The organism is Burkholderia sp. 9120 (genome assembly GCF_000745015.1).
In the GTDB taxonomy this organism is placed as follows: Bacteria; Pseudomonadota; Gammaproteobacteria; order Burkholderiales; family Burkholderiaceae; genus Paraburkholderia.
Genome location: NZ_JQNA01000002.1, coordinates 1613845 through 1630153, shown reverse-complemented (window position 1 = coordinate 1630153; position 16309 = coordinate 1613845). Strand labels below are relative to the sequence as shown.

The 16309-nt window shown below is 63.4% G+C and carries 16 protein-coding genes; 14 read left to right on the top strand and 2 right to left on the bottom strand.

The annotated features are described in order from the left end of the window. The first annotated feature begins 397 nt into the window (after positions 1–397). The 3 genes from FA94_RS15540 to groL all read left to right on the top strand — a co-directional run bounded on the left by FA94_RS15540 (position 398) and on the right by groL (position 3511). Positions 398–1096: a FadR/GntR family transcriptional regulator gene (locus FA94_RS15540; protein ID WP_035552712.1), complete on the top strand. Its 699-nt coding sequence runs from the start codon at positions 398–400 to the stop codon at positions 1094–1096. Positions 1097–1518: 422 nt separating this feature from the next. After that, the gene (groES, locus tag FA94_RS15535) at positions 1519–1809 is read left to right on the top strand and encodes a co-chaperone GroES (protein WP_007178996.1); all 291 of its coding nucleotides are present in this window, start codon (positions 1519–1521) and stop codon (positions 1807–1809) included. A gap of 61 nt (positions 1810–1870) precedes the next feature. Further along, a complete protein-coding gene (groL, locus tag FA94_RS15530; RefSeq protein ID WP_035552711.1) occupies positions 1871–3511 on the top strand; it encodes a chaperonin GroEL in 1641 nt (546 codons plus the stop codon). A 256-nt stretch (positions 3512–3767) separates the two neighbouring features. Here the strand turns inward: groL and FA94_RS15525 are convergent, their stop codons facing one another. Further along, on the bottom strand, positions 3768–4628 hold the full coding sequence (locus FA94_RS15525) for a hydroxymethylpyrimidine/phosphomethylpyrimidine kinase (RefSeq protein ID WP_035552709.1): 861 nt from the start codon (positions 4626–4628) through the stop codon (positions 3768–3770). A gap of 291 nt (positions 4629–4919) precedes the next feature. On the opposite strand from FA94_RS15525, the gene FA94_RS15520 reads away from it, so the two are divergent. The 8 genes from FA94_RS15520 to FA94_RS15485 all read left to right on the top strand — a co-directional run bounded on the left by FA94_RS15520 (position 4920) and on the right by FA94_RS15485 (position 11787). Then, the gene (locus tag FA94_RS15520; protein WP_013338354.1) at positions 4920–5090 is read left to right on the top strand and encodes a rubredoxin; all 171 of its coding nucleotides are present in this window, start codon (positions 4920–4922) and stop codon (positions 5088–5090) included. A 154-nt stretch (positions 5091–5244) separates the two neighbouring features. After that, positions 5245–6666 carry a FimL-related protein gene (locus tag FA94_RS15515; RefSeq protein ID WP_035552706.1) on the top strand — a complete coding sequence of 474 codons (1422 nt, stop codon included), beginning with the start codon at positions 5245–5247 and terminating at the stop codon, positions 6664–6666. Between the two features lie 207 nt (positions 6667–6873). Continuing rightward, complete coding sequence (locus FA94_RS15510) at positions 6874–7452, top strand: YqgE/AlgH family protein (RefSeq protein WP_035552703.1); 579 nt, start codon at positions 6874–6876, stop codon at positions 7450–7452. Further along, positions 7449–7889: a Holliday junction resolvase RuvX gene (ruvX, locus tag FA94_RS15505; RefSeq protein ID WP_035552701.1), complete on the top strand. Its 441-nt coding sequence runs from the start codon at positions 7449–7451 to the stop codon at positions 7887–7889. Before FA94_RS15510 ends, ruvX begins: the two co-directional genes overlap by 4 nt. After that, complete coding sequence (pyrR, locus tag FA94_RS15500; protein WP_035552699.1) at positions 7876–8430, top strand: bifunctional pyr operon transcriptional regulator/uracil phosphoribosyltransferase PyrR; 555 nt, start codon at positions 7876–7878, stop codon at positions 8428–8430. The genes ruvX and pyrR overlap by 14 nt, the downstream gene beginning before the upstream one ends. Before the next feature lie 224 nt (positions 8431–8654). Continuing rightward, positions 8655–9680 (top strand): aspartate carbamoyltransferase catalytic subunit, encoded by a 1026-nt coding sequence (locus FA94_RS15495; RefSeq protein ID WP_035552696.1) that lies wholly within the window; start codon positions 8655–8657, stop codon positions 9678–9680. A gap of 12 nt (positions 9681–9692) precedes the next feature. Further along, positions 9693–10973: a dihydroorotase gene (locus tag FA94_RS15490; protein WP_035552693.1), complete on the top strand. Its 1281-nt coding sequence runs from the start codon at positions 9693–9695 to the stop codon at positions 10971–10973. 37 nt (positions 10974–11010) lie between these two features. Then, positions 11011–11787, top strand: coding sequence for a lysophospholipid acyltransferase family protein (locus tag FA94_RS15485; protein ID WP_081935947.1), 777 nt, complete (start codon positions 11011–11013; stop codon positions 11785–11787). Here FA94_RS15485 and FA94_RS15480 read toward each other — a convergent pair. Further along, on the bottom strand, positions 11784–12662 hold the full coding sequence (locus FA94_RS15480) for a symmetrical bis(5'-nucleosyl)-tetraphosphatase (protein ID WP_035552692.1): 879 nt from the start codon (positions 12660–12662) through the stop codon (positions 11784–11786). The two genes, FA94_RS15485 and FA94_RS15480, sit on opposite strands and share 4 nt — an antisense overlap. A gap of 208 nt (positions 12663–12870) precedes the next feature. Between FA94_RS15480 and FA94_RS15475 the strand changes: the two genes are divergently transcribed. From FA94_RS15475 to rfbD, 3 genes are all read left to right on the top strand, one after another. Next, positions 12871–13797, top strand: coding sequence for a GDP-mannose 4,6-dehydratase (locus FA94_RS15475; RefSeq protein ID WP_408306298.1), 927 nt, complete (start codon positions 12871–12873; stop codon positions 13795–13797). A 544-nt stretch (positions 13798–14341) separates the two neighbouring features. Next, entirely contained in the window at positions 14342–15397 is a 1056-nt protein-coding gene (rfbB, locus tag FA94_RS15470; RefSeq protein WP_035552691.1) for a dTDP-glucose 4,6-dehydratase, read from the top strand. After that, positions 15387–16304, top strand: a complete 918-nt coding sequence (rfbD, locus tag FA94_RS15465) for a dTDP-4-dehydrorhamnose reductase (RefSeq protein ID WP_035552690.1) — start codon at positions 15387–15389, stop codon at positions 16302–16304. The genes rfbB and rfbD overlap by 11 nt, the downstream gene beginning before the upstream one ends. The last annotated feature ends 5 nt before the right edge of the window (positions 16305–16309 follow it).

The window sequence follows — 16309 nt, the reverse complement described above, 5'->3', positions numbered from 1 at the left end:
CCCGCGCCGACAGGGTGCGGCGCTGAACGGGCTGGCTTGGAAATTCCAGCAAGTCTGTCTCCTGTTCGTCACTCCGCGGGGCGGGGACGACTTTAGGTTCCTGGCGGATCTGCGCTGAGACCGACCGCAAACGCAGCCGGTCAGCATGCAATCGATCATAGGTAGGGATCGCAAATTGGTCAAGCCACTTATTCGGTGTCGATCGGATTTGGAGATCTTTGAATGGGCTTGGTTGGTCGAAATATTTTAAAAAATGGACGTCATTTATGCCTGTATAGCGCTAGATGCCTGCGAGGCGACGGCTTGGTTTATAATTTCTTCAAGGTTTAGGAATTAAATTGGCCCGACCAATTAACGGCATATGTGACTTGCGCGGCCAACGCGTTTGGAGAGGAAATTGACGAACACGCAACTCAGGCAGGTCGAGACCAAGCGCTTGTACCAGCACATCGCGGATCAGATCCGCTCGCTGATTCAGTCAGGCGGATTCGCGCCGGGCTCGCGTTTGCCCCCCGAGCGCGATCTTGCGCAGCAACTGGGGGTGTCGCGGCCGTCGTTGCGAGAGGCATTGATCGCGCTCGAGATTTTCGGCTCGGTTGAAATTCGCCAAGGCTCGGGCGTCTACGTTTGCCGCGCGGCGGATCGCCCCGTCAGCGCAATCGCAGGATTGGGCGAGAGCCCGTCTGAGCTCATGCAAGCCCGCGCGGTGCTGGAGGGGGCGGTCATTGTGTTGGCCGCGGCGCTGATTACGCCTGACAGGCTGGCCCGTTTGCGCGAGACCCTGGACGCGATGCGCGCGAACGTCGACGAGGGGCGCTCGCCGCTCGACCATGATCGCGCGTTCCATGTGTGCATTGCCGAGATGAGTGGCAACTCGGTGCTGGTTCGGATGGTGGCCGAACTGTTCGACGAGAGGCATAGCCCGATTTCAGCGCGCCTTAGCGGCCACGCGGAGACGAGCCAGACCTGGGCGGCGGCGCTGGTGGAGCACGAGGCGATTTATCGCGCGCTGGAAGACCGTGATCCGTTAGCCGCGCAGTCGGCGATTCGCAGCCATCTCAAGGCGTCGGGCACGCGCTGGATCGAAGGTGGCTGAGGCGGCGCGGACGCGGCGCCGAAGATTTCTTCGCCCCGAGCGTGGGCAGGAAGCGTGATCTATTTCGAGGTTTACCCTTAGTCGAACGCCGATCTCCTGATTTACAGGGGCTTTATTGCCGGGCATGCCCCCCGGGTCCTGCTGGCGTGCGCGGCTCCACGGCGCAGCCGTTCAGAGGGTAAGTCACTGTTTGTCATGGTGAATTTTTGCCATCACGGCCCCGGACACCCGTCACGGGTCCGAACTTGAGTGAGCAAGGTTCAAACTTAAGTGAAGCTCGACATCCCATCCCTTCTTGAATTTGTCACCACCCGTCCATATAATTAGCACTCGCTGCACGAGAGTGCTAACAACATCGCCGGTTGGCTCCGCCAGCCGGGTTTTCTCAGCGTTCTTCAGTCTCAATCAAGAGAGGAGTATGTATGAACCTTCGTCCTTTGCATGATCGCGTGATCGTCAAACGTCTGGATCAAGAAACCAAGACTGCGTCGGGCATCGTGATCCCCGAAGCCGCAGCAGAAAAGCCGGATCAAGGCGAAATTCTGGCAGTCGGCCCGGGCAAGCGTGACGACAAGGGCGCACAAATCGCGCTCGACGTGAAGGTTGGCGACCGCGTCCTGTTCGGCAAGTACGCAGGCCAGACCGTCAAGGTCGACGGCAACGAACTGCTCGTGATGCGCGAAGAAGACATCATGGCCGTGGTGCAGAAGTAAGCGCTGGTCGCTACTTTTCCCGGTCATAAGTCATATCCCAAAGAATTCAAGGAGTTAGAAGATGGCAGCTAAAGACGTCGTATTCGGTGATTCCGCCCGTGCCAAGATGGTTGAAGGCGTGAACATCCTCGCGAACGCTGTGAAGGTCACGCTGGGTCCGAAGGGCCGCAATGTGGTCCTGGAACGCAGCTTCGGCGGCCCGACGGTCACGAAAGATGGTGTCTCGGTCGCGAAAGAGATCGAACTGAAAGACAAGCTCCAGAACATGGGCGCGCAAATGGTCAAGGAAGTCGCTTCCAAGACCAGCGACAACGCAGGTGACGGCACCACGACCGCAACGGTTCTGGCTCAGTCGATCGTCCGCGAAGGCATGAAGTACGTTGCATCGGGCATGAACCCGATGGACCTGAAGCGCGGTATCGACAAGGCTGTCACGGCTGCAATCGAAGAACTGCGCAAGATCAGCAAGCCGTGCACGACCAACAAGGAAATCGCGCAAGTCGGTTCGATTTCGGCTAACAGCGACTCGTCGATCGGCGATCGTATCGCTGAAGCCATGGACAAGGTCGGCAAGGAAGGCGTGATCACGGTTGAAGACGGCAAGTCGCTGCAAGACGAGCTGGACGTTGTCGAAGGTATGCAATTCGACCGCGGCTATCTGTCGCCGTACTTCATCAACAACCCGGACAAGCAGGTCGCCGTTCTGGAAAACCCGTTCGTGCTGCTGCACGACAAGAAGGTCTCGAACATTCGTGACCTGCTGCCGGTACTGGAACAAGTCGCCAAGGCTGGCCGTCCGCTGCTGATCATCGCAGAAGACGTCGAAGGCGAAGCACTGGCAACGCTGGTGGTTAACAACATCCGCGGCATCCTGAAGACGGTTGCTGTGAAGGCTCCGGGCTTCGGCGATCGTCGTAAGGCCATGCTGGAAGACATCGCGATCCTGACCGGCGGTCAAGTTATCGCTGAAGAAACCGGTCTGACGCTCGAAAAGGCAACGCTGGCTGAACTGGGTCAAGCGAAGCGCATCGAAGTGGGTAAGGAAAACACCACGATCATCGACGGCGCTGGCGAAGGTGCAAACATCGAAGCACGTGTGAAGCAGGTTCGCACGCAAATCGAAGAAGCTACGTCGGACTACGACCGTGAAAAGCTGCAAGAGCGCGTTGCCAAGCTGGCAGGCGGTGTTGCAGTGATCAAGGTCGGCGCTGCGACCGAAGTCGAAATGAAGGAAAAGAAGGCACGTGTCGAAGACGCACTGCACGCAACGCGCGCAGCTGTGGAAGAAGGCATCGTTGCTGGTGGCGGTGTGGCGCTGATCCGCGCTCGCACGGCTATCGCCGGCCTGAAGGGCTTGAACGCCGATCAGGACGCAGGTATCAAGATCGTTCTGCGCGCAATGGAAGAACCGCTGCGTCAGATCGTCACGAACGGTGGCGAAGAAGCCAGCGTCGTGGTGGCAGCTGTTGCAGCTGGCACGGGCAACTACGGCTACAACGCAGCAACCGGCGAGTACGTCGACCTGGTTGACGCAGGTGTCGTGGACCCGACGAAGGTCACGCGCACGGCTCTGCAAAACGCAGCATCGGTGGCAGGTCTCCTGCTGACGACCGACGCAGCTGTTTGCGAACTGCCGAAGGAAGATGCTCCGATGGGCGGCGGTATGCCCGGCGGCATGGGCGGTATGGGCATGGACATGTAATTTCGATTGGGCCTCGTCAGAGGCTCGGTTGGAACACATGCGGAGGCGCGCTGCGAGGCGTGCTTCCCAAAAGCAAAAACCCGCAGAAATGCGGGTTTTTGCTTTTGGGGCGAGGGTGTTGAATGTCAATGCGATAAGCGCGGAAAAAGAAAAGCCCGCACGAATGCGGGCTTCTTCTAGTGATGACACAGCGCGCAGCGCGCTACCGTGGCTAACGCATCTCGACAGCGATAAACGTCAGCGCCGGCGCCAGCGTTTAATGCCGTGCTTCGCCCGGCGTTGCACCTTTGCCGGCAGTCGGCGGCGTTTCATCGTCGCTGCTGCGGGCCCAGAAGAAACGATCCGGCAGATACGCGCCCATGCCCGGCCGGAACGCATTGCGCACCGCCTGATATAGATACTCCTGCGCCTCGCGCACCGCCTCGGCGGGGTCTTGCCCGTTGGCCAGCAACGCGGCGATCGCCGCGCCCAGCGTGTCCGTCAACCCCATGATCCGATGGCTGCCTCGGTCCCACGTGTCCTGGCGCAACTGGCCGTCTTCGCTGAACAGCGTATTCACGTGCCGGTGCGTGCCGGTTTCCGTCGACAGAATGTATTCGCAGCCTTGCGACAGCAGATGCGAGATCGCCGCGTCCAACGTTGGCGATTCGGCGTCGCCGTCGGGCTGGGCCAGTGCGAGCAGCGTGGTTGCGTCCGCAACCAGCAGCGTGGTTTGCGGCGCGAGCAGGTCGGCGATCGCTTCGCGCAGTTCGTCGGCGGCGAGCACGTGCTCGTCGTCGAGCGTGAAGTCGGGGGCGAGAATCAGCGGAATGTCGTCGTAATCGGCGACGACTTCGGCAATCGCGCTCACCACTTCCGCGCGCGTGCAGGCGCCGACCTTGAACGCCGCAATCGGCATGTCTTCCAGCAGCATCCGCGCTTGAGTCGCGACGACTTCAGGGTCGAGTCCGGTGACTTCGTCGCAACTGGCCGAGTCGCGCACGGTGTAGCCCGTGAGCACGGAGACGCCATGACAGCCCATGCTGGCAAGGGTCATCAGGTCGGCCTGCAGGCCGGAGCCGCCGGTGGGATCGGAGAGGCCGAAGGTGAGGACGATCGGAGGTGTGTCGCTGGGCATGAAAATTTGCAAAAAGGAGCTAAATTTGGGCGCGGACCGTGCGCTATCGGCTCAATTATGCGGCCTAAACCGTCGCGAGGGCGTTTTTTCGCACGCCTGCGCGCATGGTCGCGTGTGAGCGCCAGCACCGGTGCGGCAAGCCGCCGCTACAGCGTTCGTGACCCGACGCAAACGGCATAAGCAAAGGCTGCCGCGCGCTACGCTTGCGCGTTTCTGATTGCTAGGCATTGGGGCGGCAACACGGTACCATCATGGCTCCCGTTTCCACGGACTCTACTGCGCGACACAAGAATGGAATATCAAAGCTGGATGTGCCTGATTTGCGGCTGGATTTACGACGAAGAAGCCGGCTTGCCGGACGAAGGCATTGCGCCGGGCACCCGCTGGGCGGACGTTCCCATTAACTGGACTTGCCCGGAATGCGGCGCGCGCAAGGAAGACTTCGAGATGGTCCAGATCTGAGGTTGCGATCCGGCGGCGCGCATTGTCATCGAGCGCGCCGTGGGTGTCCTGCCGCAGCGGTAATCTGTCATTGTCCTGTCACCGGTTCGCGCGCTAGCCGAGCAGTCAGCGTGCGGCGCGAAGCGGCGGCCCGTCAGCTTCCTGTCGCCCGCTCATGACTTCACGACCCGCCGCACCCGTTTCCTTCGACGCCTTGCCGAATCCACGCGGTGGCGCGGTCCGTCCCGCTGAGCTTGCGCTGGCCGAAGCGCTGCTGGCATTCGAACAACATACCGAGAGCACCTCGGCGCTGCTGCGCGCGTCGCACGCATTGCGCGCGGCCGGCTGGCTGAGCGCGCAGCGTTTCGCTGACGCGCTGGTGCGGCTGTCGCCGCTCTCGGAAGACGATCCGTCCGGCGCCGACACTGCGCGTGCGGTGTTCGGCGCGGCCTTGCGTGATTTTCGCGCGGCGCTCGAACGCCACAATCTGCGCGAGCTGTCCTGCTCGCCGGCGCTCTTCAATCACTATCGCGCGGTCTGTGCGCATTTGTCCGAGCACACGCCCGGTTCCACCGTCGTATTCGAAGATCTCGCGCTGACCGCGCGTCCGGTGCCGCCGGTGTCGATGCACGCGCAGTCCGCTGATCAGTTGGCCCATTTGCGGGCGCGTTATGAACGCGCGCTGCTGCCGGTGCTGCGCGCGCAGCCCGACACGGGCAGTGCGGCCGCGCGGGCGCTCACCAACGCGGCGCTCGACGAACTGGACGCCGTGCTCACCGAACTCGCCGGCCCTGACCCCTACGATTTCTGGCGGCTCGCCAAGGCTTGCGCGAAAGCGTTGCGGGTCGGCGGCCGGGCGACCGGCGACGTTGATGCGCGGCGTTTCTACGCCCGTTGCAATCTCGCACTGGCCGATCATGCACGCGGTATACAGCGCGCGCCGCGCTCGCTGGTGCGGGCCACGCTGGCGTTACTGTGGCGTGACTATGCCTTGTTCGGCGCCGCCGCCGAAGACGCCGATCAGGTCGAAGTGCTGCACGACTACGGCTTGACTGTCGACTGGCACGTCGCGGGCACCCAGGCATCCGAAATGCTGTGGGAGGCGGGCGCCGTGCAGGCGCAATCGCTCAACGCGGCGCGCGGCATGCTGACGCGCGAACTGGGCGTGCTGGCGGTCAACTCGCACGCGTACGAAGATTTCCTGCAGACGGCGGATGCGTCGATCTCCGCGCTGACCGAGCATGCCCGCGCGGCCGACCAGCCCGAGAAAGCCGATCCGAGCGAAGCGCTGCAAGCCGGCGACGCCGCTTACCGGCTCGGCGCCGCGGCGTGCGCGCTGGGCCTCGGGCACGTGGCGCTGCTGGCCGATGCGTTGGGGCTCGCGTGGCGGCGTCGCGCGCATGCGGGAGTCGCGACGCCCGCGGTGCGCGCGCACGTGATCGTCGGTGCGCCGGCGGCGAGCACGTTGGAGCAAAGCGCCGAAGCGTTGCGTGCGACGCTGCACAAGGTGGCCGCGGGTGTCGCGCCGGCCGGCGGCGGCGCCGCGCTGGCCGGTCTCGCCGCGTTGACGCGCGCGATCGAGCAGGGCGGCGAATAAGATTTGCCCATAGCAAAAACGCGGCCCGCCAGCACATAAACACGCTCGTGCGAAATGCCGCGAACCCTACGCCATGGCACACGCGGGCGTGCGTGATAGAGTGCAACCTGAATCGCCGTCGATGGCTCGCGGCACGCTTCATGGCACACATCGCGGTTCCACGCTCAAAGCCCGCCATCCTGCATCGTCTTTGCTAAAATCCGAACTATGTCCAAGAGTACCGATCGCATCAATCTGACCAATCAGTTCCTGATCGCCATGCCCAACATGGCCGATCCGACGTTTTCAGGAACGGTGGTCTACCTTTGCGATCACAGTGAGCGCGGCGCGCTCGGCCTCGTCATCAACCGGCCGACCGATATCGACCTGCAAGCGCTCTTCAGTCGCATCGATCTCAAACTCGAGATCGAACCTCTCCTCCATGTGCCCGTGTATTTCGGCGGCCCGGTGCAGACCGAGCGCGGCTTCGTGCTGCACGATCCGAAACAGGGCGATCCGTACACGTCGTCCATGTCGGTGCCCGGCGGCCTCGAAATGACCACGTCGAAAGACGTGCTCGAAGCGGTCGCGCGCGGCACGGGTCCGGAACGTTTCCTGCTCACGCTTGGCCACGCCGGCTGGGCCGCGGGGCAGCTCGAAGAAGAGATCTCGAAGAACGGCTGGCTGACGGTCGAGGCCGACCCGAAAATCGTTTTCGACGTGCCCGCCGAAGAGCGTCTCGAAGCGGCGCTCGCGCTGCTCGGCATCAATCTGTCGATGCTGTCGGGCGAAGCGGGTCACGCATGAGCCTGGCGGCCGGACGTGAGGCGACGCTGCTTGCGTTCGACTACGGTGAAAAACGCATTGGCGTGGCGGTCGGCAATTCGCTGACGCGTAGCGCGCGGCCGCTCGTGATCGTGCAGAACCGCAGTCGCGAGTATCGCTTCGAAGCGGTCGGCAAGCTGATCGCCGAATGGAAACCGGACGCGCTGGTGGTCGGCTTGCCGATGCATCCGGACGGCACGCCGCACGAAATGACCCAACTCGCGAAGCGCTTCGGCAATCAACTGAACGGCCGCTTCAATCTGCCCGTCACGTGGATCGACGAACGCTATTCGTCGGTCGAGGCGAAGGCGGAAATCCGCGCCGGCAACGGCCGCGCCGACATGCTCGACGCCGAAGCCGCCAGCATCATCCTCCAGCAATATCTAGACGGACTGTCCGACGATCATGAGTTCCATTGACGCCGAAGCGCTTTATCGCGCGTTGCTCGACCAGATTCGCGCGGTGTACGGCGACCAGCTTGGCGCAGATCAGGACGGTGCCGAAGGCGCGGTGCTGGCGGGCATTCATAGCGGCGGCGCGTGGCTCGCCGCAAGGCTCGCGCACGATCTGAACCTGCCGAGCTTCGGCGTGGTGAATGTGGCGCTGCATCGCGACGACTACGCGAAGAAAGGCCTGCATTCGCAGGCTAGCCCGACCTCGCTGCCGTTTTCCGTCGATGGCCGTCGTATCGTGCTGGTCGACGACGTGCTGTACACCGGCCGCACGATTCGCGCGGCGCTGAACGAGCTGTACGACTACGGCCGTCCGGCATCGGTTGAACTGGCGGTGCTCGCCGATCGCGGCGGACGCGAGTTGCCGGTCGCGGCGCGTTTCATCGGCGGCGTGGTGGAGGTGCCGGCGGATGCAACGCTCGTGCTGACCCGCGAAGCCAGCGGCGGCGCGAACGCTGAAGCAGGCAGCCCGCGTTTCACGTTCCACACCGAAGCACGCGTCGATTGAACGGGGCGCTGCGATATCGCGCCAACGCGCATCGCACGCATTGCAATGGGCGCGGCGCATCGATCTAGTTCAGGCCCACGCAACACAGATTTTCCAGTCCGGCCGCCGCAGCAGCCGTGGCCGCTGCGGTCGCAGCGTACGCGCAGCAACTCGGCCCGGCATCGTCACACGCAGTCCGCATCGACATCGCTCACGTTGAAGCCCGTATTTGAAGCAGGTACACCATGAACACCGCCACCCAGGCCTCCAAGGATTCCGCCGACAGCGCCACCGAGCGCTTTCGCTATGGCTTCCTGAAGGGCAACCCGCAGCTCACGAAAAACGGCGAGCTCAAACATCTGTTGTCGATCGAGGGTTTGCCGAAGGCGATCGTCAATCACATTCTCGATACCGCCGACCAATTCGTCAGCGTCACCGATCGTGAAGTGAAGAAGGTGCCGCTGTTGCGCGGCAAGTCGGTGTTCAACCTGTTCTTCGAGAACTCGACCCGCACGCGCACCACCTTCGAAATCGCCGCCACGCGGCTCTCGGCGGACGTGTTGAATCTGAACATCAACGCGTCGTCGACCAGCAAGGGCGAGTCGCTGCTCGACACGATCAACAACCTGTCGGCGATGCATGCGGACATGTTCGTGGTGCGTCACGCATCGAGCGGCGCGCCGTACCTGATTGCCCAGCATTGCGCGCCGCACGTGCACGTGATCAATGCCGGCGACGGCCGTCACGCACACCCGACCCAGGGTCTGCTCGACATGTACACGATCCGCCACTACAAGAAAGACTTCACGAAGCTGCGCGTGGCGATTGTCGGCGACATTCTGCATTCGCGGGTCGCGCGCTCGGACATTCACGCACTGACCACGCTCGGCGTGCCGGAAGTGCGCGCGATCGGTCCGCGCACGCTGCTGCCGGGCGGTCTCGAACAGATGGGCGTGCAAGTGTTCCACAACCTCGACGAAGGCCTGAAAGACGTCGACGTGATCATCATGCTGCGTCTGCAGAACGAGCGGATGAGCGGCGCGTTGCTGCCGTCGGCGCAGGAGTACTTCAAGAGCTGGGGCCTGACGCCGGAGCGCCTCGCGCTCGCCGCGCCGGACGCGATTGTGATGCACCCGGGGCCGATGAACCGTGGCGTGGAAATCGATTCGCAGGTGGCCGACGGTCCGCAGTCGGTGATTCTGAACCAGGTGACGTTCGGTATCGCGGTGCGGATGGCGGTGATGGGAATCGTCGCGGGTAATCACGATTAATAAAGGCAGCGCATGAAGATTCATATTCAAGGCGGCACGCTGATCGATCCGGTAGCGGGCACCGAACAGCAGCAGGACATTTTTATCGCAGCGGGCAAGGTCGTCGCGATCGGTCACGCACCGGCCGATTTCCACGCAGCGAAAACGATCGACGCGAAGGGCTTGCACATCGCGCCGGGTCTGGTTGACCTGTCCGCGCGTTTGCGCGAGCCGGGCTACGAACACAAGGCGACGCTCGAATCCGAAATGGCCGCCGCGCTCGCGGGCGGCGTGACGAGCCTCGTCTGTCCGCCGGACACCGATCCGACGCTCGACGAACCGGGCCTCGTCGAGATGCTCAAGTTCCGCGCGCGCAATCTGAACCAGGCGCATGTGTATCCGCTCGGCGCGTTGACGGTCGGCCTCAAAGGCCAGGTCATCACCGAGATGGTCGAGTTGACCGAAGCGGGCTGCATCGGTTTTTCGCAGGCCGATGTGCCGGTGGTCGACACGCAGGTGCTGATGCGCGCGCTGCAATACGCGAGGACCTACGGCTACACCGTGTGGCTGCGTCCGGTGGATGCATACCTCGGCAAGGGCGGCGTGGCCGCCAGCGGCGCGCTGGCTTCGCGAATGGGCTTGTCGGGCGTGCCGGTGTCGGCTGAAACCATCGCGCTGCATACGATCTTCGAACTCGTGCGCGTGACCGGCGCGCGGGTGCATCTGTCGCATGTGTCGTCGGCGGCGGGCATCGAACTGATGCGCGCGGCCAAGGCCGAAGGCCTGCCGGTTTCGTGCGACGTTACCGTCAATCACGTGCATCTGATCGATCTCGACATCGGCTATTTCGACGCGCAGTTCCGCCTCGATCCGCCGCTGCGTCAGCAACGCGATCGCGAAGCGATCCGCGCGGGTCTGGTCGACGGCACCATCGACGCGATCTGCTCCGATCACACGCCGGTCGACGACGACGAAAAGCTGCTGCCGTTCGCCGAAGCCACGCCGGGCGCAACCGGCCTGGAGCTGTTCCTGTCGCTGACGGTGAAATGGGCCGACGAAGCGGGTGTGCCGCTTGCCAAGGCGCTGAACCGCATCACGACAGCGCCCGCCGACGTGCTGGACTTGCAGGAAGCTGGCCGCCTCGTCGTGGGCGGCGTGGCCGACCTGTGCGTGTTCGATCGTCACGCGCACTGGCGCGTCGAGCCGCGCGCGTTGAAGAGCCAGGGGCACAACACGCCGTTCCTCGGCTACGAACTGCCGGCGCGTGTGCGCGCGACGGTCGTGGCCGGTCACGTCGCGTTCGAACAGCGCTAATATCCGCGGCATCGCCCAGTTACGGAAAGCTCCGACCATGAAGCTCGCGTTACGCAAGGCCCGTCTCGTCGCGCATCTGCTGCACGGCATGTGGACCGTGGCGACACGTTTCCCCAAAGCCGACGCTGCTACGCGCGAGGCGCTGAATCGCCAGTGGTCGCTGAAAATGCTGCGTTTGTGCGGCATGAAGCTCGTCGTGCATAACGACGCAGCGCGGCTCGAACGCGGCGCGCTGGTGGTCGCTAATCACATCTCGTGGATCGACATCTACGTGATCAATGCGTGGCGGCCGACGCCGTTTGTTTCGAAGGCGGAGATCCGGCAATGGCCGGTGGTCGGCTGGCTCGCGCAGCAACTCGGCACCGTGTTCATTCAGCGTGAGAAGCGCAGCGATGCGAAGCGGATCATGCATGAGTTGGCCGAGCGTCTGAGCACGGGCGAACTGATGTGCGTGTTTCCGGAAGGCACGACGTCGAGCGGACTCGCGCTGCTGCCGTTCCACGCGAATATGTTTCAGGCGGCCGTGTCGGCGGCGGCGCCGGTGCAGCCGCTTTGCATCATGTACGAGGACGCGCAGGGCCGGCAATCCACCTCGCCGGCTTATATCGATGACCTCTCGCTGGCCGATTCGCTGAATCTGCTGTTGAGCGGCGGCCCGTTGACCGCGCATGTCTATGTCGGCGCGGCGATTCCGCCGGGCGCGGACCGACGCACGCTGGCCGCGCAGGCGGAAGGGGTGATCGCGTCGGCGTTGCGGGCCATGCAGGGCGGCACGGCGACTGTCGGCGCGGTGGCGGCGGAAGAACTCTCCTAGTTACCGCCGCCCGGTACGCGGCAACTCTCGCAATCGACCTGGGTCAAGGTGCGTTCCGCGGGGTTTTGCGTCAGCCGCACGGCCGACAGTTTTTCACCCCAGACGCAACCCGAGTCGAGTCCAACCAGGTTGTCGCGCACGGTTAAACCGAGCGCGGCCCAATGGCCGAACACCACGGTGACATTGGCGGTCTTGCGCGACGGCACGTCGAACCACGGCATGCAACCCGGCGGCGCCGCGCTCAGTGCGCCGCTGCTGCTGAAATCCATTACGCCTTCGGCGTTGCAGAAACGGATGCGCGTCAACGTGCTGCACGTTAGACGCAGCCGCTCGATGCCCTTCAGATTCGGGGTCCAGCGATTCGGCTCGTTGCCGTATAACCCGGCCAGCGTCTCTTTCCAGTTCGGCGCGCGCAGCGCCCGCTGCAACTCGTCGGCGAGTTCCATGGTCAGGTTCGCGTCCCATTGCGGCAGGACGCCCGCATGCACCATCAGCATGCCGTGCTCGAAGTGCGCGAGCGGGCGGTGGCGGACCCATTCGAGCAGGTCGTCGGCGTCCGGCGCGGCGAGAATCTCGGCGATCGTGTCGCCCTTCTTCAGCTTGCGAATCCCCGCCGATACCGACAGCAGATGCAGATCGTGATTGCCCAGCACCGGCACCGCATGTTCGCCGAGCGCGATGATGTCGCGCAGCGTGGCGAGCGATTCGGCGCCGCGGTTGATCAGGTCGCCGGCGAACCACAGCGGCGTGCCGGCCGGCGGCGCGGCCTTGGCCAACAGTTGCTGGAACGGCTTGCGGCAGCCTTGCAGATCGCCGAACGCGAGCGGTGCGAGAGGGGGCTGGGAGGTGGAGGAAGGCGTGGTGGCGGGTGTCATCGAGGAAGTGAGTACGGTTCGAACCACGCGGTGACGCACGAGTCGTGCCGCGTTGAGCAGTGCAACATGCTAGCGTGACATAATAGTCGGTTTGATGCACGAATATCGCACCGCACGGCCGGCGAGGCCGGTGGCGCAAGGCGCGCTGGCCGCCGCCCGCGCGCGCCGCAAGCTGCCCGTGATATTGCAATACAACAGGACGTCTCTCATGAATACAGCAAGCATGTCGCCGTCTCAGCCGCAGCCACCCCTCCGCACCCTCGTGACCGGTGCAAGTGGTTTTACCGGCCGCTATCTGGTCGAGAAACTGCTGGGTCGCGGCCACACCGTGATCGAAACGGTCGGTGCGCGCGACGCGCAGGAAACGCCTACATGCCTGCGTCTGGACATCACGTCGCCGGACGCCTGCCGGCGCGTGATCGAGATCGCGCGGCCCGACTATATCGTCCATCTGGCGGCGATCAGCTTCGTCGGGCATAACGATCCGCTCGACTTTTACCGCGTCAACGTGATCGGCACGCTGAATCTGCTGGAGGCCTGCGCGGCGGTCGGCCACACGCCGCGCAAGCTGTTGATTGCGAGCAGTGCGAACGTCTACGGCAATGTGACCAGCGACGCGATCGACGAAAGTTTCCCGGTCACGCCGGTCAATCACTATGCGGCCAGCAAGGCGGCGATGGAAACCATGGTGCGCACCTGGTTCGACCGCCTGCCGATCCTGATCGCGCGGCCGTTCAACTACACGGGGCGCGGGCAGACGTCGAACTTCCTCGTGCCGAAGATCGTCGAGCATTTCGCGCGGCGTGAGCCGCAGATCGAACTGGGTAATATCGATGTGGCGCGTGATTTCTCCGACGTGCGCTATGTGGCGGGGGCGTATGAGGCGCTGCTCGCGTCCGACGTGTCGTCCGAGACGGTCAACGTCTGCACGGGTACGCCGTACACGTTGCGCGAGATCCTGGGCGCGGCGAGCGAACTGACCGGTCACGAGCTCGAGATTCAGATCAATCCCGCCTTTGTGCGGCAAACCGACGTCAAGATGCTGGCCGGGTCTCCGGCGAAGCTGCGCTCGCTGGCGCCGGCGGTCGAGTCGATTCCGTTCATGGAGACGCTGCGCTGGATGCTGGCGGCCTGAGCGGCCCACGGTCGCGGTGTGGCGCATTGAGTGCGCTCGACGCTGGCCGGTCGAATCCAGCGTCTTCCGCCCGCTGAATTCCCACGGATACGTTCCGATTCCCTTTCAGCTTTCTGCTCGCTACCGTCAGCCTTTCGTTTTCGGTATTTCATCCCATGCTTTTCGTGGCGCCATGTCGCCTGTCGGCATGACAGGGCGGTCGCCCAATTTGGGTCATCAGCTTTTCCTGTCTGCCTGAAAGGGCGCTCCAGCTGGCGATACAACGCCCTTGCGTACACCGAGTCAGGGTTTCCTCATTCGCCGGGCATGGCGGCGAGAGCCGGCTGCTATGCGACCGATTTGTCAAGCTGTTTCAAGTTGTTAGGGTTCTGGTTTTTGCCCGGGACAGCTTTATAATCTGGGGGCGTCATAAAGTCGGCGAATGAGTGTCTGCCCTTTATGAGCAGCGGCCGCCGCCACGTCGACGAGAACGAAACCACCACGCAGGGTGTGCAGAACCGGTGAGGCGAACCCGGTCCGCCATCAACATCTAGAAGGGAAATTCATGATCCTGGTAACGGGCGGCGCCGGTTTTATCGGCGCCAATTTCGTGCTCGACTGGCTCGATGGCTCAGGCGAAGCAGTGCTGAACGTCGACAAGCTGACCTACGCCGGCAATCTGAGCACGCTCAAATCGCAACAGGACAATCCCCTGCATGTCTTCGTGCGCGCCGATATCTGCGATCGTGCCACGCTGGACGCGCTGTTTGCCGAACACAAGCCGCGCGCGGTGCTGCATTTCGCCGCCGAGAGCCATGTGGACCGCTCGATCCACGGCCCGGCCGATTTCGTGCAGACCAACGTGGTCGGCACGTTCACGTTGCTCGAAGCCGCCCGCTCTTACTGGAACACGCTGAACGATGCGGACAAGGCTGCATTCCGCTTCCTGCACGTGTCCACCGACGAAGTGTTCGGCTCGCTGTCGCCGACCGACCCGCAATTCTCGGAAACCACGCCGTACGCGCCGAACAGCCCGTATTCGGCAACCAAGGCCGGCGCGGATCATCTGGTGCGCGCTTACCATCACACGTATGGTCTGCCCACACTGACCACGAATTGTTCGAACAACTACGGTCCGTACCACTTTCCCGAAAAGCTGATCCCCATGGTGATCGCTAGCGCGTTGGGAGGCAAAGCTTTGCCTGTCTACGGCGACGGCTTGAATGTGCGCGATTGGCTATACGTCGGCGATCATTGCGCGGCGATTCGCGAAGTGCTGGCACGCGGTAAGCCGGGCGAAACCTACAATGTGGGCGGCTGGAACGAAAAGACCAATCTCGACGTGGTGCATACGCTGTGTGACCTGCTCGACGAACTGAGCCCGAAGCAGGCCGGCTCGTATCGGGAGCAGATCACGTTCGTCAAGGATCGCCCCGGCCATGACCGGCGCTATGCGATCGACGCTCGCAAGCTCGAGCGCGAACTCGGCTGGAAACCGGCCGAAACGTTCGAAACGGGTCTGCGCAAAACCGTGCAATGGTATCTGGACAACCAGCCCTGGGTGCAGGACGTGATGACCGGTGAATACCGGAACTGGCTGGCGAAGCATTATGCAGCCTGAGGCAACGCGCATTCCCACCTTGCTCGTGACGGGTAGCAATGGCCAGGTCGGCTTCGAGTTGCGCCGCAGTCTCGCGCCGTTGGGCCGCGTGATCGCGCTCGACCGTACGGCTTGCGATTTGTCGCGTCCCGACGAATTGCGCCGCGTAGTCGAGCAATGGCGTCCCGACGTGATCGTCAATGCCGCCGCCTACACGGCGGTCGACAAGGCGGAGACCGACGCCGATACCGCCTGGGCGATCAACGGCATTGCGCCCGGCGTACTCGCTGCGCAGGCCAAGGCGCTCGGTAGCCTGCTGGTGCATTACTCGACCGATTACGTGTTCGACGGGAGCAAAGACGGCCCGTATGTCGAAACCGATGCAGTGAATCCGCAATCTGTGTACGGCAAAAGCAAGCTGGCCGGCGAGCAGGCCGTCGCTGAGTCGGGTGCGACGGCGCTGGTCCTGCGCACCTGCTGGGTGGCCGGCGCGCATGGCGGCAACTTCGCCAGGACCATGCTGAAGCTGGGCCGCGAGCGCCACAGCCTGCGCGTCATCGCCGATCAGTTCGGCGCGCCGACCACGGCCGCGCTGATCGCCGACGTCACCGCGCAGATCGTGGCGCGCCATTGGCTGCATGGCCGGCGCGAAGCCTTTGCGGCGGGCGTCTACCATCTGGCCGCAGGCGGCGAAACCAGTTGGCACGGCTATGCGACCGAAGTACTGCGTAACGCCGCGGCGCGCGGCGTCGAGCTGAAAGTGGACCCGGCGCACATCGAGGCGATCCCGTCCAGCGCTTACCCGCTGCCCGCACCGCGTCCGGCTAATTCGCGTCTGGATACCGGTAAGCTGCGAGCGAATTTCGACATCCACCTTCCGGACTGGCAGCAGGGCGTTGATTTCCTGCTCGACCAGATCCTCTCCTGATCATT

What these genes read in the sequence shown, in the direction of transcription:
- FA94_RS15480 (WP_035552692.1), bottom strand. Translation starts at nt 12,662, where the DNA reads ATGACACCCGCCACCACGCCTTCCTCCACCTCCCAGCCCCCTCTCGCA.
- FA94_RS15495 (WP_035552696.1), top strand. Translation starts at nt 8,655, where the DNA reads ATGAACACCGCCACCCAGGCCTCCAAGGATTCCGCCGACAGCGCCACC.
- groES (WP_007178996.1), top strand. Translation starts at nt 1,519, where the DNA reads ATGAACCTTCGTCCTTTGCATGATCGCGTGATCGTCAAACGTCTGGAT.
- rfbB (WP_035552691.1), top strand. Translation starts at nt 14,342, where the DNA reads ATGATCCTGGTAACGGGCGGCGCCGGTTTTATCGGCGCCAATTTCGTG.
- pyrR (WP_035552699.1), top strand. Translation starts at nt 7,876, where the DNA reads ATGAGTTCCATTGACGCCGAAGCGCTTTATCGCGCGTTGCTCGACCAG.
- groL (WP_035552711.1), top strand. Translation starts at nt 1,871, where the DNA reads ATGGCAGCTAAAGACGTCGTATTCGGTGATTCCGCCCGTGCCAAGATG.
- FA94_RS15515 (WP_035552706.1), top strand. Translation starts at nt 5,245, where the DNA reads ATGACTTCACGACCCGCCGCACCCGTTTCCTTCGACGCCTTGCCGAAT.
- FA94_RS15490 (WP_035552693.1), top strand. Translation starts at nt 9,693, where the DNA reads ATGAAGATTCATATTCAAGGCGGCACGCTGATCGATCCGGTAGCGGGC.
- FA94_RS15520 (WP_013338354.1), top strand. Translation starts at nt 4,920, where the DNA reads ATGGAATATCAAAGCTGGATGTGCCTGATTTGCGGCTGGATTTACGAC.
- FA94_RS15475 (WP_408306298.1), top strand. Translation starts at nt 12,871, where the DNA reads ATGAATACAGCAAGCATGTCGCCGTCTCAGCCGCAGCCACCCCTCCGC.
- FA94_RS15510 (WP_035552703.1), top strand. Translation starts at nt 6,874, where the DNA reads ATGTCCAAGAGTACCGATCGCATCAATCTGACCAATCAGTTCCTGATC.
- FA94_RS15485 (WP_081935947.1), top strand. Translation starts at nt 11,011, where the DNA reads ATGAAGCTCGCGTTACGCAAGGCCCGTCTCGTCGCGCATCTGCTGCAC.
- FA94_RS15525 (WP_035552709.1), bottom strand. Translation starts at nt 4,628, where the DNA reads ATGCCCAGCGACACACCTCCGATCGTCCTCACCTTCGGCCTCTCCGAT.
- rfbD (WP_035552690.1), top strand. Translation starts at nt 15,387, where the DNA reads ATGCAGCCTGAGGCAACGCGCATTCCCACCTTGCTCGTGACGGGTAGC.
- ruvX (WP_035552701.1), top strand. Translation starts at nt 7,449, where the DNA reads ATGAGCCTGGCGGCCGGACGTGAGGCGACGCTGCTTGCGTTCGACTAC.